The sequence below is a fragment of the Pseudomonas sp. 2995-3 genome (genome assembly GCF_002742565.1).
GTDB classification, from domain to species: Bacteria; Pseudomonadota; Gammaproteobacteria; order Pseudomonadales; family Pseudomonadaceae; genus Aquipseudomonas; species Aquipseudomonas edaphica.
This window is the reverse complement of the sequence record NZ_LJSB01000176.1, coordinates 27,091-43,346: the sequence shown is the minus strand read 5'-3', so window position 1 is coordinate 43,346 and position 16,256 is coordinate 27,091. Positions and strand designations below refer to the sequence as shown.

The window sequence follows — 16,256 nt, the reverse complement described above, 5'->3', positions numbered from 1 at the left end:
GCATGGCATCGACTATTGGATGGGAGCTTTACCGGTCGTTCCTTGGCGTACTCAAGGAGGGATCGTTATCGGGTGCCGCGCGGCAGCTCGGTATCACACAGCCTACGGTGGGCCGGCACATCGCTGCGCTCGAAGCCGAACTGGGCGTGGTGCTGTTTACCCGTTCGCCTGCCGGGCTGTTGCCGACGGCGGTGGCCCACACCTTGCGCGCCCATGCCGAAACCATGGAACGCACTGCCGCCGCCCTGGAGCGCGCCGCGTCTGCCCACGGCGATGAAGTGCGCGGGGTGGTGCGGGTGTCGGCCAGCGAGGTGGTCGGCGTGGAAGTACTGCCGCCGATCATCACCCAATTGCGCCGCGAGCACCCGCACTTGCGGGTTGAACTGGTGCTGACCAACCGCCTCAGCGACCTGCTGCAATTGGAGGCCGACATCGCCGTGCGCATGGTCCGCCCCAGCCAGGAGCAACTGCTGGCGCAGCGCGTCGGCCTGATCGAAGTGGGACTGCACGCCCGCGACGATTACCTGCAACTGCAGGGCATCCCTTTGCAGATGCAAGACCTGGCTGGCCATTCAGTGATCGGCTTCGACCAGGAAAACGCGTTTATCCGCAGCCTGGCGATCAAGGGCTTTGAACGCAGCGCCTTCGCCATCAGCAGCGACAGCGACCTGGCGCAATTGGCGCTGATCCGCGCCGGTGCCGGTATCGGCGGCTGCCAGGTGCAACTGGCCAAGCGCGACCCGCGTTTGCGCCGGGTACTGCCCGATGGCTTTGCGCTCAAATTGGACACCTGGGTGACCATGCACGAAGACCTGCGCAACAGCCCGCGCTGCCGGGTGACATTCGACGCGCTGGTGCAAGGTTTGCAGCGTTACGTACAGGATTGAGACAGCTTCACTGGTAAAGAATCAGTCTCCCTCAGTCCCTTCATAGACGCCCCCATGTCCGAAGCCTTCGAAGTCCCCAGCCCCCACGAAAAACACATCGAACACACCACCGAACATGCGCACGGGCGCGGTGACAATTTCGCCAGCCGCATCGCCGTAATGACCGCGTTGATGGCCACCCTGGGTGCCATGCTCAGCTACCAGGCCGGCTCCACCGAAAGCGAAGCGGCCATGGACAAGAACAACGCCGCCATCATCAAGACCGAAGCCGCCAACCAGTGGAACTACTACCAGGCCAAATCCAGCCGCCAGAACCTGGCGGAGCTGGCCACGCATATTCCGGGTGTAGATGCCGCGCATTACAAGGACGAAATCGAGCGCTACAAGGGCCAGAAGGAGGAGGTGCGCAAACAGGCCGAGAAGCTTGAGGCGACATCCAAGGAATGGGACCAGAAATCCGAAGAGGCACTGCACCAGCATCACCGCTGGGCACAGGCAATGACCGCGATTCAGATCGCGATTTCGTTGGCGGCGATTACGTTGTTGACGCGTAAAGAGTGGCTCAAGCGCCTGTCCTACACCGCAGGTGGAGTGGCGATGGTGCTGGGTAGCCTGGCCTGGCTGCACCTCTGACAGCAAGCCAGCTCCCACATTTGATCTGTGGTGTTTTAACGGTTGGGTTCCATCTCGGCATCGCTATATAGTAAAACGCATAACGACCAGCACAGCCTGACTGCGAGGGAACACCGGTGACTGCACAACCCAAAGAAGCCGTGGGCGCCGCCTACAGCATCGACGCCATGCGCTACGCCCAAGCCATGACCTGGCAAGCCATCGAACACCTCGCCCAACGCATCCGCCCCGGCATGCTTGAATCCGAGGCTCGCGAGCTGGGCAAACAGGTACTCACTGAGCTCGACATGCAACGCATCTGGCACCCGCTGCTGGTGCGTTTCGGCGCCAACACCCTCAAGGCTTTCAACCAACGCTCCGAAGGCGACCCGGTGCTGGCTGAAAACGATATCTTCCTCATCGACATGGGCGCCGTGTGGCAAGGCCATGAAGGCGACGCCGGAGCCACCTTCACCGTTGGCAACGACGCGGACATGATCGCCTGCGCCAACGCCGCCAAGGCGCTGTTCGACCGCGTACAATCGCGCTGGCAAAACGACCAGGTCGCAGGCCTTGAGCTTTACCGCTACGCCCAAGAGCAAGCCCAAGCCATGGGCTGGCGCTTGAACCTCGACATCAAGGGCCACCGCGTCAGCGACTTCCCCCATGCCATCCATCGCGGCGGCGACCTGGGCGATTTCGAGCATTACCCGAATGCCGGGCTGTGGATCCTGGAAATCCAGATCGCCCACCCGAGCAAGCCCTACGGCGCTTTTTACGAAGACCTACTCGCTTAAGGAACATCCATGGAACGCTCCACCCAATTTCCCGTGCTGCTGTTTTCCTACGGCACCTTGCAGGACAAGGCCGTGCAACTGGCCAACTTCGGCCGGGAACTGGTCGGCCAGCACGACGCCATGCTCGGCTATGCGCAAAGCTGGGTAGAAATTACCGACCCGCAAGTGCTCGCCACCAGCGGCAAGACCCATCACCCGATTGTCGCGCGCACCGAGGAAAAGGCTGCCAGCGTTGAAGGCATGGTCTTTCAGATTAACGAGCAGGAACTGGCGGCAGCGGATGCGTATGAGGTGTCGGACTATAAGCGCGTGTCCGTGGCGTTGGCTTCGGGTCTTACAGCGTGGGTGTACGTGCAGGTGTGAAAATGAAACATCCAGGTAATTGATTTCAATCTGCCAATGCAGGAATTAAAGTAGCGCCCCCTCGAGAATTGAATCCCGAGGGTCAGTCCATGGAGTTTCACAGTGAAGTACGTCAGTAAAGTAGTTGCAGCAGCTGTTCTCGGTTTCACCCTCGCAGGCTGCACCGGCACCGCCATCAAATCCCCGCAGTACGACAGCAGCCAATACACCGTTTTGGGCCACAGTGAAGGCAGTGCCACCGGCATCATGTTGCTCGGCGTCATCCCGATCGGCCAGAACAACCGCTTCGTGCGCGCCCAGGATGCCGCCATCAAGGCCAAAGGCGGCGACGCGCTGATCAACACCCAAGTGCAGGAAAAATGGTTCTGGGCCTGGGTACTGAATGGTTACACCACCAAGATTTCGGGTGATGTGATCAAGCTGAAAACCGCGCAGTAAGTATCAAGTTGTCAGGGCGCAGACCCTGGCAAGCGACGTATCATGGGCCAACCATTCGAGGACGGCCCATGAACCTCAGTATTCTCTACGCACTCGCCGCTGCTGCCCTGTTCGGCGCCAGCACGCCGCTCGCCAAAAGCCTCGGCCTGAACCTTTCGCCCGTACTGCTCGCCGGCCTGCTCTACCTCGGCAGCGGTCTAGGCCTGGCCTGCGTGCGCCTTATCCGTGATCGCGGCTGGAAACCCAGCGGGCTGACCCGTGCTGAATGGCCCTGGCTGCTCGGCGCCATCGCCTTCGGTGGCATCCTCGGCCCGGTTGCCTTGATGTTCGGCCTCACGCGCACCGCCGGCGCGACCGCCTCCCTGATGCTCAACCTTGAATCGGTGCTGACTGCCGTGATCGCCTGGCTGGTGTTCAGAGAAAACGCCGACCGCCGCATCGTCCTCGGCATGCTCGCGATCGTGCTGGGCGGCGTGGTGCTGTCATGGTCCGACGGCGGCGGCGCCAGCCACGACTGGACCGGGCCGTTTGCCGTGGCGGTAGCTTGTTTGTGCTGGGGGATTGATAACAACCTGACGCGCAAGGTCTCGGCCTCGGACGCGCTGTTTATCGCCGGAGCCAAGGGGTTGATTGCCGGGCTGGTGAATAGCAGCCTGGCGCTTTACCTCGGCGCGCAAATACCGGGTGTGGCACAGCTGGCGCCCATCTTGTTGGTTGGGTTTTTGGGGTATGGCATCAGCCTGGTCATGTTTGTGCTGGCGTTACGCGGGCTGGGCAGCGCGCGCACGGGCGCTTACTTCTCAACGGCGCCGTTCCTCGGCGCGGCTGTTGCCCTGCTGATGTTTGGGGAATCGGTGACAGTGGCGTTCTGGATTGCATCAGCGCTGATGGCCGTGGGCGTGTGGCTGCACCTGACGGAGCGGCATGCCCATGAGCATCTGCATGAAGCGACGGAACACGGGCATCGGCATGTGCATGATGAACATCATCAGCATGAGCACGGGTTTGAGTGGGACCCGGCGCAGCCGCACAGTCATGTGCATGTTCATAGTGTGATGCGGCATAGCCATGCGCATTTTCCGGATGTGCATCATCGGCATCGGCATTGAGGATGGCGTCTTTGGCAGCCATATAAATGGGTTTGGGCAACGTCCTACAGCTCATTCGGAAGCGTCGGCCTGCCGCTTCAAAATTGCAAAGCCTATAGTCACTCGGTCGCCCACAGGGCGAACGGGTTTGGCGACTCGACTATTAAGACGGCAGAAGTCTCCCGGCAGATTTGCGGGATGCGCCTGCACGCAATAAGCTGCTCAACGGCTGCTGTGCGTGGGAGACCTTCGGGTCTGCCGGTCTTTGTCCGTTCTTATACCGGTTCGCCAACCTGCGTACAGCGGCCACCTTTTGTTTGGCGACAAATGCGTGGCTCATATTCCTCTAAGTGAACGGACTTAACGCATGAACCAATACATAGCCCTCACCAGCAACGACAGCGCCACCCCTGCCCTTTTTGTCGATACCACCGTCCCCCTGGAAATTCTCCTCGACGCCGCGAGTTTTCGGCTGCGTGCCGTCACCCAAGTCCTTGAGAACCTTGCACTGCGCAGCGAGATCAGTAGTGATGCCGTTGTTCTCAGTGATTTTGCCTTGCTGTGTTCAATCCCGTTGCGCGACGGGTGCGATTTGCTGGACGTCCTAGGCCGACGCATGGATGTACCCGGCGCGTGATCTAGAAACGGCAGCTTTCAAACTCCAGAGATCACAAAACCCCTGGTTTCTCCCGAAATCAGGGGTTCGATTGCCTCGCACGGAGTACGTGACGAGACTCACATAAATCTGTCCTTTTCCTTTCTCAGACAGCGGCTTTAGCATCCACCTGGTAAAAATCCGCCATGTAATCCACAAACGCCCTGACCTTGGGCGCCAAGTGCCGGGATTGCGGGTACAGCGCGTAATAACGCCACTCGCCCATCGAGTAGTTGGGCAGGATGGGCACCAGTTGCCCTTGCGCCAGGTTGTTGCGCACCGTCGCATGCGTAAAGCAGCCGATGCCTGCGCCGGCCAGTGTGGCGGCGTGCAAGGCAGTGATGGTGTTGGTCTTGAATTGGCCTTTGGGCGTGACGCTCACGGTTGCACCACGGGCCGAGGTGAGTTGCCAGTCTGACGCCTCCCCGACAAACCTCAGCAAGCGGTGCTCGTCGAGTTCCTGGGCGGTGCGCGGTAAACCGTGGGTGTGGATGTAGGCAGGCGACGCCACCAGCACGCGTTTTGAAACAGTCAAGGTGCGGGCGATCAGGGTGGTATCACCCAACGCGCTGGCGATGCGGATGGCGACATCAAAGCCCTCGGCCACCAGGTCAACGAATTTGTCGTCGCAGCACAGTTCGACTTCGATATCGGGATAACGCTTCTGAAACCCCGGCAGCCAGTGCGGCAAGTCCAGCGTGCCCACCACCAGCGGCACACTGACCCGCAACAGGCCTTCGGGGCGCTGATGCCCCTGTGCCATGGCCTGGGTAGCCGCATCGAGGCGGTCAAGAATATCGACACAGGCTGCGAAGTACTGCTCCCCAGGGCCGGTCAGGCTGAAACGTCGGGTATTGCGGTTGATCAACTGAACGCCCAGTTCAAGTTCCAACTGCTGCAACTGCCGAGATATCGTCGAGTGGGTGGTGTCCAGCCGCTCTGCCGCAGCAGAGAAGCCCTTGGCCTCGACAATGCACCGAAAGGCGCGCATGGCAGATAGCTGGTTCATGAAGCGGGCGTTACTCCAATGAGTGATCAGGCTGATCAGTGAACCGGCAGGGCAACGATTTGTGCGGTGGTCAGCACTGAACCGAAAGTGTCTTCGATCTCGGCCAGCGCCGAATCATGCAGCTCGTCCTTGGTCACCGAACGCCCATTAGCGCGAGTGATGGCGCGGGTTGCCGTAGCGTCGGATGCTACCACAACGTCGTAGCCCAACGGCGTGGCGTCGCGGGCTGCAGCGGCGACACAGGCGTGAGTCATGAGGCCGGAAATGATCAGCGTCTTGATCCCGGCGTTCTTCAACTGGGCATCAATATCGGTGCTGGCAAACACGCTGACGGTGGTTTTCTGAATCACCTTATCTTGTGGGCGCGGCTTCATCAGCGGATGGAAATCCACGGTCTTGCCATCTTTGGCAAATACTGCGGCGCCATTTGGAGCGATGTGCTGCACGTGGATCACCTGGATGTGTTCCTTGTCTGCGAATGCAATCAGGCGCTGGGTGTTTTCGAGGGCTTTCATGCCATCCGGGATCGGCATGCGGCCGGTGTAGTACTCATTCTGGAAGTCGATCACCAACAGTGCGGTGGTCTTGGCGTCCAGTTTGTCAGTTGGCTTGGCACCGAACATGGCGCGAATGGTTGGGTGTGGGTTAGCCGGTGCCTCGGCGGCGGCGGCAAACTGGCCGAGGCCCATTATCAAGCCCAGGCCGATGACGGCAGATTTGAGCAGCTTGGGCAGAAGGCGGCTCGATGGAGTGGCGAATGTGCAAGCCATGATGCAGTCCTGTTTGACGAGTTGAATTAGGGTGCTGAAAGGCCGACCGTTAGCGCACAGACAAGCCGATGACCTGGGACGTGGTCAGCACGTCACCAAAAGTGTCTTCAATTTCGGCGAGTGCCGAGGCATGCAGTTGGTCCTGGGTCACCGACTCACCGTTGGCGCGAGTAATCGACCGGGTCGCCGATGCATCGCTCGCGACCACGATGCCGTAGCCCAAAGCCGCACCATCACGGGCCGCACCCGCGACACAGGCGTGAGTCATCAAGCCGCAGATGATCAGGGTACGGATGCCCTGGTGCTGAAGTTGGTTGTGCAGGTCAGTGCTGGCGAACACGCTGACGCTGGTCTTCTGCACCAGTGTGTCTTGAGCGCGCGGCTGCATCAGTGGGTGGAAATCGACGGTGTTGCCGTCCTGGGCAAACACTGCAGAACCGGCTGGCGCAAGGTGCTGGATGTGAATGACCGGGATCTTCTGCTGGTCGGCGAATTCGATCAGGCACTGGGCGTTATGTAACGCGGTGGCGCCGTCGGGGATCGGCATCTTGCCGTTGAAATATTCGTTCTGGAAATCGATGACCAACAGTGCGGTGGTGGCTGGATCAAGCTGGGTGACGGGTGTTGCGCCAGACATTGCGCGGATGGTCGGTTGAGAGGGGTTGGTCATTTGTGCGTTTCCTTAAACCGTGACGGGGTGAGTGGCGTCGAGTTTAAGGGGGGCTTTCATGTTTGAAATACACACAGGAATGAACAATATCTGTGCAAAAACTGCACATTTATTGCGAAATAAACCGGTCGTGTCCAGCTAATATCAGGCAGTTAAGAGGTCACTTTATTGTGGCGAGCAGGCCACCCCTGTGTTGATCCACGAAGCGGTGTAAGCACTTTCTTACTGGCCCACCAAGAGAAGTGAGCGATTGAATAAATCCGTCCCGTTTTTCAGTGTTAGCCAGTTGAGGTGGGATTGGTATACCAGCCATACCGGATCTGGTATCCACGCTCACAAAAAAGCCCCCCACACTTGGCTTCGATGTGGGGGCCTGTTTTATATAAGTGGCGTTATTCGAATTTCGCTTTCAATCTAACTTTCGTGAACCGTCGCAATCGGCCAATCGAAACCGACCGATCGCTTCTAGAAACCCGGGCTATTTACCTATATCTGGGTGTGGGTGTGAGCCTGTAACGAATCCGGCACACCAGTGCGAATTAACCCACCTTCCTCAATCCACGTTTGGGTCGACTGGTAAGCGCGCTTTAGGAGCTGATCTGTTTGGCTGAAATCGAATACCGAAGCATTTAATGGGCACAAGGGCGCAACAACGTGAATAGACGCCCGCGGAGCGTACAACTCAATATCACGTACCAGTTGACGCATGCTCATTAAATTGAGTGTGTGCAAGGCTAATGCAACGAGCCCGATCGGCGGATTAGGGCAGGCACAACCGAAACCAGTTGGTACCACAACAACACGATTGGCCCCTAGTGAGATCGCACTGGCAATAGGTGTGTTGCTAGCCACGCCACCGTCAATTAAGAGTTTGTTACTTATTCGGACGGGTGGAAACACCAGCGGGATCGCTGCGCTGGCGAGTAATGCCTGCTCAGCACTGCCACTGGAAAGTAACTCTTCAGCACCGCTGAGCAGATTGGTGGTGACGATATACAAAGGCAACTCAGTATCTTCGATCAATTTCACCGGCAGCGACCGGCGCACCAGGTGTTGTAACGCTGAAGCGCGTAGAAGATATCCACGACGTCGCAATATTGCCGTCAGGGTGTCGATTACAGAAAATGGAAACACATCCGCCTTTCGCAAACCCCGCCAGAAGTCAGCGAGCTCAGCGATCCCCTGCGCATTCGGCCTGGCTGCGAAATACGCACCATTGATGGCCCCGACAGATGCGCCGACCACCAGATCGAATCTAATGCCGTCTTCCACAAGAGCTTGCAACATTCCAACCTGAACCGCACCGAGGCTACCGCCACCTGCGAGAACGAGTGCAGTTTTTACAGTCGCCATGGCAGACCTCCAGTGGAAATCTCAGTACCATTTTTCGAGTGCCAACATCCAGGCAGTTGGGAAATCACCATGATGCTCACATATCAAAAACAGACTGGTACTCCGCAATTGCCGAAAAAACCTTTAAACGCGCTCGGTGCAAAAGCACTCTTACGTTAGTCAGCGATATTCCGAGGAGCGTAGAAATTTCATCCAGCTCCAATCCAGAGCGCTCTCTCAGTATCAACACGCTTCTTTGCAGATCCGGTAGCGCCTCAAGAGCAACGTTAATTCGAGCATATAGCTCGGATTCGCTCAGAAGTGCTTCGGGGCTATCTTCATGCAACGCCCCAGGCGAAGTGTAGGAAAGATCATCTACAAATAAAACGCTTCTTCCTTCAACCCAAGAGGTCCATGGGATACAGTTCGATTCACTGCGCCGAGCTTTGTATCTACATTTCGCCGTATTCGACGTGATCCTTAGCATCCAGGTTTTTAAGCTGGATCGTCTCTGAAATTTCCCCATGCCTCTCACAATCGCAAGCCATGCATCTTGCACTACATCGTCCGCATGGCGCGGCCCCACGATTCCATAAGCTATGGCCCTCATTGCGCCCTGATGCGTGCACACCAAATCACGATATGCGTCTTGTTCTCCGCGCAATAGGCGGTCCAAAAAATGAGCGTCATCCGTGGCGTTCATGGCAGTACCTGACTGTGGTCCTATCATGATCGTAGCTGTCCTTGGCAGGAATGATGGTTCGGATCAAGAAATGCCTGAACCGCTCATCGCACTGCATCGCTTGATGATCTCGGATACTCATCGCACTCGAGCCCTCAAGAGGACATACGGATCAATCCCTCCGCTGGATGCACAGCACAGAGAATCAAATAAGGGAGGAGATTAGGTATGGCAATGAATCGCCTTTGCTTTGATTGACACCATTGAGTTGCAGCTACCTGCCAAAGTTAGCCAACCGCATACCCAATCAACGGCGCAGAGATGCAATGCATTTCGCGAACAAAAAACACACCAAAAATGCGCACTAGTCCCATGACGGCCCCATGGGGCTATTTTTTGGACGCCAAAAACCACAAACCCCCGACTTTCACTAGGAAAATCAGGGGTTTGTGTTTGTAGAATGTGGCGGTGAAGGAGAGATTCGAACTCTCGATACAATTTCTTGTATACACACTTTCCAGGCGTGCTCCTTAAGCCACTCGGACACTTCACCGTATCTCGTCAAACCAGTTCAGTCTGTCGAGGCGCGCTAATGTAGTCGAAAGCCTTTCTGATGGCAAAGGTTTTTTTCAGAATTTTCATGCGCTTAGACGGTTATGCCGGGACTCGCTCGGTGAGGGGCGGTGAATCTGCCATTCTTGGGCATCGGTCGCGGGCGTCTGGCACGGCGGCTGTGCCCTGCTGCGGGCCGTCTACCCTTGGGAATGCGGGAAAAGCCTGACTGTGTAGTCAGTCACGGCGCTTTACCGGGGCGGGCGTGGTGGGTAACGTCTGCGCATGCGCTTCTATTAACAGCCTATCTATAACAATTCCTACAAGGAACCGCGTCATGAGTGAGTTGATTGCCTACCACCTCGAAGACGGTATTGCGACCCTGACCTTGAGCAACGGCAAGGTAAACGCCATTTCTCCGGCAGTGGTTGCTGAGTTCAACGCTGCGCTGGATCAGGCCGAGAAGGATCGGGCGGTGGTGATCATCACCGGCACGCCGGGGATTCTGTCGGGTGGTTATGATTTGAAGGTGATGACCGCCGGGCCTAAAGAAGCCATTGGCCTGGTAACCTCGGGTTCGACGTTGGCGCGGCGCCTGTTGTCGCACCCGTTCCCGGTGATTGTGGCGTGCCCTGGGCATGCGGTGGCCAAGGGTGCGTTCCTGCTGTTGTCGGCGGATTACCGGATTGGCGTGGAAGGCCCGTTCAGCATTGGCCTGAACGAAGTGGCGATCGGCATGACCATGCACCACGCCGGTATCGAGTTGGCGCGGGACCGTCTGCGTAAGTCGGCGTTTCATCGTTCGGTGATCAATGCCGAGATGTTTGATCCGCAGGGCGCGTTGGGCGCTGGCTTCCTGGATAAGGTGGTGGCGCCGGAGGAGTTGCACGCAGCGGCCCTGGAAGCGGCGCGGCAGCTGAAGAAGATCAATATGAATGCCCACAAACACACCAAGTTGAAGGTGCGTAAGGCACTGTTGGAAGCGTTGGATGATGCAATCATTCAGGATCAGGGCCACAACCTGGGCTAATGCCCTATAGCTGAGTAGCTAAAGGCAACATCCGTTCTGAGCGGGCTGTTGTGGCGAGCGGGCTTGCCCCGCGTTGGGCCGCGCAGCGGCCCCAGTAAAGGCACTGAGGTTTCGCCTGAAAGAACGCGGGGCCTGGTTTTGGGGCTGCTTCGCAGCCCAACGCGGGGCAAGCCCGCTCGCCACAGAATAGGTGACCACCGTCAATAATTGTCTAGATACCTACAGCTGATGTGCCAAAGCCCGACCTTGAGTCGGGCTTTTTCTTACAAATAAATCCGAAACGTCTTTAGCCGCTCTAGTCGGGCTATGTCGGCATACGTTGAAACATGTGCTTAAACATCGCCCATCTCCTACGTCTGTAGGGGCAATTGCCGAATACAGTGCACATCCGTACACTGCGCCACCTTTTGTCCCGATGGGCTGTGTCGATGCTTTTTCTGTTACGTATGTTGTTGATGGGCCTGCACTTTATGGTCGCCGGGGTATTGGGCGTGCTGTTGGGTGTGTGCCGGCCGTTCAACCCGGACAACAGCCGTTTGTGTGCTCGTCTCTATGCGCTGCCTGCCATGCGTATCCTCGGCTTGAGCCTGAAGGCCGATGTCGACTCGCTGCGTAACAAGCCCGGCACCTGTGTGGTCATCGCCAACCATCAGTCCAACTATGACCTGTTTATATTCGGCAATGTGGTGCCCCATCGCACCGTGTGTATCGCCAAAAAGAGTCTGAAGTGGGTGCCGTTGTTCGGCCAGTTGTTCTGGCTGGCGGGCAATGTGTTGATTGACCGTGGCAATGCACACAAGGCGCGCCGGGCGATGCTCACCACCACACAGACCTTGCAGCACAAGGACACCTCGATTTGGGTGTTCGCCGAAGGCACGCGCAACCTGGGCAAAGGTTTGCTGCCGTTCAAGAAAGGCGCGTTCCATATGGCGATTGCGGCCGGCGTACCGATTGTGCAGGTGTGCGCCAGCACTTACGTCAAGCATATGCAGCTCAATCGCTGGAACAGCGGTGAGGTGCTCATACGCTCGTTGCCGCCGATTCCTACCGTCGGGCTGACTTCGGATGACATCCCGGCGTTGATGCAGACGTGTCAGGCGCAGATGGAGGCATGCATTGCCGAGATGGACCATGAGCTGCAAACCGCTTGGGCACCTGCGCCTTTGTGATTGCTGGGGGGCTTCGCCCCCAGCGCAAGCGAGCTTGCTCGCCACAAAAAGCTGACCTCTGCACCGCAACAAGGGAACGCCATTCAGGCTAAGCTGCCCAACACCTGTCCTCCTAATAAGAAGCGATCAGCACCATGGGTAGAGTTGTTGCGGCAGCCGTTTACAGCGCCGGTAAGAAAGTCACGGATATCACCCTCGACGAAGGCGCCGCCTGGGCCGCCAAACCCGACCATTTTGTGTGGATCGGCCTGGAAGAGCCCAGCGCCCAGGAGCTGGCCAACCTGCAACGCCAGTTCAACCTGCATGAACTGGCCATCGAAGACGCCCTGGAAAAACACAGCCGCCCCAAGCTTGAAACCTTCGGCGATGCGCTGTTTATCGTCACCTACTCACCGGTGCGCGAAAACGGCAAGCTGGAGTTTATCGAGACCCATATCTTCGCCGGCAACGGCTACATCATCACCGCCCGCAACGGCCACTCGGCGTCCTACGGTTTTGTGCGCCAGCGCTGTGAGGCGCGGCCATTGTTGCTGGAGCATGGGGAAGATTTCGTACTCTATGCGCTGCTGGATTTCGTCACCGAAAACTACCAGCCGGTGAGCGAAGCGATCCACGCCGAGATTGATGAGCTGGAACGCAACGTGCTGTGCAGTTCCCTGAGCGAGCACGATATTCAAAACCTGCACGGCCTGCGCCGCGATGTGCTGCGGCTCAAACGGTATGTGGCGCCGATGGTGGAGATCAGCCAGGAGCTGCAGAAGCTCAGCTTCCCGTTTATCGACAAGAATATGCGCCCGTATTTTCGCGATGTGCAGATCCACGTGACGCGGCAGATGGAGGACCTCACTACCCTGCGCGATATCGCCAGCCAGACCATCGAAATCGGTGTGTTACTGGAGGCTTCGCGGCAAAGCGTGGTGCAGCGCAAGTTCGCCGCCTGGGCGGCGATTCTGGCATTCCCCACGGCGGTGGCGGGGATATATGGGATGAACTTCCAGAACATGCCCGAGCTGCAATGGCACTACGGCTATTTTGCGGTGCTCGGGTTTATTGCGGTGGGCTGCACGAGTTTGTGGGCTAGCTTTAAACGCTCGGGCTGGCTTTAAGCCGCAGCCTCTGGCTTGTGGGCGACAAAGCGCATCATCCATTCCGCCACGGTGGCACCGTGGTGGTCACGCGCAAGGCTGGCCACGCCGTGGGTGTAGACCTTTTCGCCCAGGGTTGTCTGAAGAATCTCCAGTAACTCGCGGGAATAGTCGTGGATAAACTCCGGGTGGCCCTGGAAGCACAGCACCTGGTCTTCGATGTGGTACGCGGCATACGGGCAAAAATCGCTGGAGGCGATCACCGTGGCGTTGTCCGGCAGCGCGGTGACCTGGTCCTGGTGGCTGATCAGCAAGGTCAATTCTTCCACCACCGGGCTCATCCACGGCGCTTTGGCGTTGAGCTTGTAGTCGTGGATGCCCATGCCCCAGCCTTGGCTGGCGCGCTCGGTCTTGCCGCCCAGCAGCAGCGCGAGTAACTGGTGACCGAAACACACGCCCAGCAACTTGTCGCCACGCTCATAGCGCTCAAGCACGTAGGTTTTGAGGGTCTGGATCCACGGGTCGGTGCCGAAGGAATCGGCCTTGCTGCCGGTGATCAGGTAGGCGTCAAACACCTCGTCAGCTGGCGGGTATTCGCCCTGCACCACGTTGTAGATGACGAATTCGGCGGCAATCGGTTGCTTGGAGAACAGGCGCTTGAACATCTGCCCGTACCCTTGGTATTGATCGATCAAGCCTGGACGCAGGATATCGGTTTCCAGGATACAGACGCGTAGCGACATAAAAAATACCTGACACGGTGATGGGAATAATGCACAGCCCAGAGCCTGCCTTGAAACACCCCAGCAAAGCAAGTCCCGCCGCGTGACTACCTGTGGGAGCGGGCTTGCCCGCGATAGTGGTGTGTCAGCCACTGCAAATATCGGCTGATATGACGCTATCGCGGGCAAGCCCGCTCCCACAGGGGTTCTCCATCATTCAAAACAGGGCGATTTGATCAGGCAAATAGTTCACCCCGTGCGGCCTTCTCAAGCAACAACGCTGGCGGTGAGAACCGTTCGCCATATTGCTCCGCCAAATAGCGCGCCCGGGCAATGAAGTCGTTCAGGCCATACTGGTTGATAAACTGCAGCGCACCGCCACTCCACGCGGCAAAGCCAATGCCGAAGATCGAGCCGACGTTGGCATCTGCCGTGGACATCAACACGCCCTCCTCCACGCACCGCACGGTTTCAATCGCCTGAATAAACAGTAAACGGTCGCGCACATCCTGCGCTGAGATCTGTTTGCCCGGTTGTTCAAAGCGGGGTTTCAGCTCGGGCCACAGATGCTTGTGCCCGCCTGCGGGGTAGTCGTAAAAACCGCCGCCTGCCGCCTTGCCCGTGCGTTTGTATTCATTCACCAACAGGTCGATCACAGCCGTCGCCGGGTGAGCCGGCACTTGCTTGCCTTCGGCTTGCAGATCCTTCGCCGTCTGCTGTCGGATATGGCTCATCAAGCTGAGGGACACTTCATCCGACACCGCCAACGGCCCCACCGGCATACCGGCCTTGCGCGCTTCGGTTTCGATCATCGGCGCCGCCACACCTTCGCCGAGCATGGCGATGCCCTCGTTGGTGAAGGTGCCGAACACCCGCGAGGTGAAGAAGCCGCGGCTGTCGTTGACCACGATCGGGGTTTTCTTGATTTGCAGTACGAAATCAAAACCTCGGGCCAGGGTTTCGTCGCGGGTGTGAGCGCCCTTGATGATTTCTACCAGCGGCATCTTGTCGACGGGGCTGAAGAAATGCAGGCCAATGAATTGGCCTTGATCGGGCACCGCTGTTGCCAGGCCAGTGATGGGCAAGGTGGAGGTGTTGGAAGCGATCACCGCCTCGCTGCCGACCACGCTTTGCGCCGCCGCCGTGACCCTGGCTTTGAGTTCACGGTCCTCATACACGGCTTCGATGATCAGGTCGCAACCGGCCAGGTCGGCATCGGAGGCCGTAGGATGAATCCGCGCCAAGGTGCTTTCCCGCTGTTCGGCGGTCAATTGCCCACGACTGACTTTCTTGTCCAGCAGCGCGGCAGAATGCGCCTTGCCCTTCTCGGCCGCCGCCAGGTTGATGTCCTTGAGCACCACCTCAACGCCCGCACAGGCACTCACATACGCAATGCCCGCGCCCATCATCCCGGCGCCCAGCACGCCCACCTTACGCGTGACATAAGGGGCAAAACCTTTCGGCCGTGAGCTGCCGGCGTTGATCTCATTGAGCTGAAACCAGAAGGTGCCAATCATGTTTTTCGCCACTTGCCCGGTGACCAGCTCGGTGAAGTAGCGGGTTTCGATCAGGTGCGCGGTGTCGAAATCCACTTGGGCGCCTTCTACAGCCGCACAGAGAATTCTCTCCGGCGCGGGGAAGCAGCCATTGGTTTTACTGCGCAAAATCGACGGCGCGATGGCCAGCATCTGCGCAACTTTTGGGTTTGACGGCGTGCCGCCGGGGATCTGGTAGCCCTTGGTGTCCCACGGTTGTTTGGCCTCGGGATTGGCCAAAATCCAGGCGCGGGACTTGGCCAGCAGCTCATCGCGATCCGCCGCCAGCTCATTGATCAAACCCGCCTGCAACGCCTGCTGCGGCCGTACTTTTTTACCTTCCAGCAAATACGGCAAGGCCTTCTCCAGCCCCAGCATGCGCACCATGCGCACTACCCCGCCACCGCCCGGCAACAGGCCCAAGGTGACCTCCGGCAGGCCAAGCTGAGTGGATTTGTCATCCAGCGCAACGCGGTAATGACACGCCAGGCAAATCTCCCAACCGCCGCCCAGCGCTGCGCCATTGATCGCGGCCACCACCGGTTTACCGAGAGTTTCCAGGCGCCGCAGTTGCGCCTTCAACACCAGCACGCTGTCGTAGAAAGCCTTGGCGTGGGCTTTGTCGACTTTGATCAGTTCATTGAGGTCGCCACCGGCGAAAAAAGTCTTCTTCGCCGAGGTGATAACCACGCCGGCGATGTTGGCCTTTTCCGCCTCAAGGCGTGTGACGATGGCCGCCATGGCCTCGCGGTACACGCCGTTCATGGTGTTGGCGCTCTGGCCGGGCATGTCGAGGGTCAGCACCACAATCTGGTCCTGGCCTTTTTCGTAACGAATGGCTTCGGTCATGACAAATTCCT

At 58.2% G+C, this 16,256-nt stretch carries 17 protein-coding genes and 1 tRNA gene; 10 read left to right on the top strand and 8 right to left on the bottom strand.

What is annotated here, in order from left to right:
- Positions 1–2: 2 nt before the first annotated feature.
- The 7 genes from AOA62_RS12270 to AOA62_RS12240 all read left to right on the top strand — a co-directional run bounded on the left by AOA62_RS12270 (position 3) and on the right by AOA62_RS12240 (position 4,822).
- Complete coding sequence (locus AOA62_RS12270) at positions 3–887, top strand: LysR family transcriptional regulator (protein WP_099548782.1); 885 nt, start codon at positions 3–5, stop codon at positions 885–887.
- Positions 888–941: 54 nt separating this feature from the next.
- Positions 942–1,520, top strand: a complete 579-nt coding sequence (locus tag AOA62_RS12265; RefSeq protein ID WP_017134636.1) for a DUF4337 domain-containing protein — start codon at positions 942–944, stop codon at positions 1,518–1,520.
- A 116-nt stretch (positions 1,521–1,636) separates the two neighbouring features.
- Positions 1,637–2,296: a M24 family metallopeptidase gene (locus tag AOA62_RS12260; RefSeq protein ID WP_099548781.1), complete on the top strand. Its 660-nt coding sequence runs from the start codon at positions 1,637–1,639 to the stop codon at positions 2,294–2,296.
- A gap of 9 nt (positions 2,297–2,305) precedes the next feature.
- A complete protein-coding gene (locus tag AOA62_RS12255) occupies positions 2,306–2,659 on the top strand; it encodes a gamma-glutamylcyclotransferase family protein (RefSeq protein ID WP_099548780.1) in 354 nt (117 codons plus the stop codon).
- Positions 2,660–2,761: 102 nt separating this feature from the next.
- Positions 2,762–3,097 (top strand): hypothetical protein, encoded by a 336-nt coding sequence (locus AOA62_RS12250; protein WP_017138311.1) that lies wholly within the window; start codon positions 2,762–2,764, stop codon positions 3,095–3,097.
- A gap of 68 nt (positions 3,098–3,165) precedes the next feature.
- On the top strand, positions 3,166–4,206 hold the full coding sequence (locus tag AOA62_RS12245) for a DMT family transporter (protein ID WP_099548779.1): 1,041 nt from the start codon (positions 3,166–3,168) through the stop codon (positions 4,204–4,206).
- Between the two features lie 346 nt (positions 4,207–4,552).
- On the top strand, positions 4,553–4,822 hold the full coding sequence (locus tag AOA62_RS12240; RefSeq protein WP_099548778.1) for a short-chain dehydrogenase: 270 nt from the start codon (positions 4,553–4,555) through the stop codon (positions 4,820–4,822).
- A gap of 124 nt (positions 4,823–4,946) precedes the next feature.
- Here AOA62_RS12240 and AOA62_RS12235 read toward each other — a convergent pair whose 3' ends face one another.
- The 6 genes from AOA62_RS12235 to AOA62_RS12210 form a co-directional block, all read right to left on the bottom strand.
- Positions 4,947–5,849 carry a LysR family transcriptional regulator gene (locus AOA62_RS12235; protein ID WP_218244118.1) on the bottom strand — a complete coding sequence of 301 codons (903 nt, stop codon included), beginning with the start codon at positions 5,847–5,849 and terminating at the stop codon, positions 4,947–4,949.
- 35 nt (positions 5,850–5,884) lie between these two features.
- On the bottom strand, positions 5,885–6,619 hold the full coding sequence (locus AOA62_RS12230) for an isochorismatase family protein (protein ID WP_099548776.1): 735 nt from the start codon (positions 6,617–6,619) through the stop codon (positions 5,885–5,887).
- 49 nt (positions 6,620–6,668) lie between these two features.
- A complete protein-coding gene (locus tag AOA62_RS12225) occupies positions 6,669–7,289 on the bottom strand; it encodes a cysteine hydrolase family protein (RefSeq protein ID WP_099548775.1) in 621 nt (206 codons plus the stop codon).
- A 486-nt stretch (positions 7,290–7,775) separates the two neighbouring features.
- Entirely contained in the window at positions 7,776–8,642 is an 867-nt protein-coding gene (locus AOA62_RS12220) for a patatin-like phospholipase family protein (RefSeq protein WP_099548774.1), read from the bottom strand.
- A 76-nt stretch (positions 8,643–8,718) separates the two neighbouring features.
- Complete coding sequence (locus tag AOA62_RS12215; RefSeq protein WP_099548773.1) at positions 8,719–9,324, bottom strand: RNA polymerase sigma factor; 606 nt, start codon at positions 9,322–9,324, stop codon at positions 8,719–8,721.
- 442 nt (positions 9,325–9,766) lie between these two features.
- Positions 9,767–9,856 (bottom strand) — tRNA-Ser (locus AOA62_RS12210).
- 336 nt (positions 9,857–10,192) lie between these two features.
- On the opposite strand from AOA62_RS12210, the gene AOA62_RS12205 reads away from it, so the two are divergent.
- The 3 genes from AOA62_RS12205 (at position 10,193) to AOA62_RS12195 (ending at position 13,160) form a co-directional block, all read left to right on the top strand.
- Positions 10,193–10,885 carry a crotonase/enoyl-CoA hydratase family protein gene (locus AOA62_RS12205; RefSeq protein WP_017138321.1) on the top strand — a complete coding sequence of 231 codons (693 nt, stop codon included), beginning with the start codon at positions 10,193–10,195 and terminating at the stop codon, positions 10,883–10,885.
- Between the two features lie 428 nt (positions 10,886–11,313).
- Positions 11,314–12,054, top strand: coding sequence for a 1-acyl-sn-glycerol-3-phosphate acyltransferase (locus tag AOA62_RS12200; protein ID WP_099548772.1), 741 nt, complete (start codon positions 11,314–11,316; stop codon positions 12,052–12,054).
- Positions 12,055–12,188: 134 nt separating this feature from the next.
- Entirely contained in the window at positions 12,189–13,160 is a 972-nt protein-coding gene (locus tag AOA62_RS12195) for a magnesium and cobalt transport protein CorA (RefSeq protein WP_099548771.1), read from the top strand.
- Here AOA62_RS12195 and AOA62_RS12190 read toward each other — a convergent pair.
- Together AOA62_RS12190 and AOA62_RS12185 are read right to left on the bottom strand one after the other, a co-directional pair.
- Entirely contained in the window at positions 13,157–13,882 is a 726-nt protein-coding gene (locus AOA62_RS12190) for an amidotransferase (protein WP_017138323.1), read from the bottom strand. The two genes, AOA62_RS12195 and AOA62_RS12190, sit on opposite strands and share 4 nt — an antisense overlap.
- A gap of 215 nt (positions 13,883–14,097) precedes the next feature.
- Entirely contained in the window at positions 14,098–16,245 is a 2,148-nt protein-coding gene (locus AOA62_RS12185; protein ID WP_099548770.1) for a 3-hydroxyacyl-CoA dehydrogenase NAD-binding domain-containing protein, read from the bottom strand.
- Positions 16,246–16,256 lie beyond the last annotated feature (11 nt).

Excerpts from the sequence above, each read along its gene's own strand:
- AOA62_RS12270 (WP_099548782.1), top strand. The coding sequence starts at position 3 with ATGGCATCGACTATTGGATGGGAGCTTTACCGGTCGTTCCTTGGCGTA.
- AOA62_RS12265 (WP_017134636.1), top strand. The coding sequence starts at position 942 with ATGTCCGAAGCCTTCGAAGTCCCCAGCCCCCACGAAAAACACATCGAA.
- AOA62_RS12255 (WP_099548780.1), top strand. The coding sequence starts at position 2,306 with ATGGAACGCTCCACCCAATTTCCCGTGCTGCTGTTTTCCTACGGCACC.
- AOA62_RS12245 (WP_099548779.1), top strand. The coding sequence starts at position 3,166 with ATGAACCTCAGTATTCTCTACGCACTCGCCGCTGCTGCCCTGTTCGGC.
- AOA62_RS12240 (WP_099548778.1), top strand. The coding sequence starts at position 4,553 with ATGAACCAATACATAGCCCTCACCAGCAACGACAGCGCCACCCCTGCC.
- AOA62_RS12235 (WP_218244118.1), bottom strand. The coding sequence starts at position 5,849 with ATGAACCAGCTATCTGCCATGCGCGCCTTTCGGTGCATTGTCGAGGCC.
- AOA62_RS12230 (WP_099548776.1), bottom strand. The coding sequence starts at position 6,619 with ATGGCTTGCACATTCGCCACTCCATCGAGCCGCCTTCTGCCCAAGCTG.
- AOA62_RS12225 (WP_099548775.1), bottom strand. The coding sequence starts at position 7,289 with ATGACCAACCCCTCTCAACCGACCATCCGCGCAATGTCTGGCGCAACA.
- AOA62_RS12220 (WP_099548774.1), bottom strand. The coding sequence starts at position 8,642 with ATGGCGACTGTAAAAACTGCACTCGTTCTCGCAGGTGGCGGTAGCCTC.
- AOA62_RS12215 (WP_099548773.1), bottom strand. The coding sequence starts at position 9,324 with ATGAACGCCACGGATGACGCTCATTTTTTGGACCGCCTATTGCGCGGA.
- AOA62_RS12205 (WP_017138321.1), top strand. The coding sequence starts at position 10,193 with ATGAGTGAGTTGATTGCCTACCACCTCGAAGACGGTATTGCGACCCTG.
- AOA62_RS12200 (WP_099548772.1), top strand. The coding sequence starts at position 11,314 with ATGCTTTTTCTGTTACGTATGTTGTTGATGGGCCTGCACTTTATGGTC.
- AOA62_RS12195 (WP_099548771.1), top strand. The coding sequence starts at position 12,189 with ATGGGTAGAGTTGTTGCGGCAGCCGTTTACAGCGCCGGTAAGAAAGTC.
- AOA62_RS12190 (WP_017138323.1), bottom strand. The coding sequence starts at position 13,882 with ATGTCGCTACGCGTCTGTATCCTGGAAACCGATATCCTGCGTCCAGGC.
- AOA62_RS12185 (WP_099548770.1), bottom strand. The coding sequence starts at position 16,245 with ATGACCGAAGCCATTCGTTACGAAAAAGGCCAGGACCAGATTGTGGTG.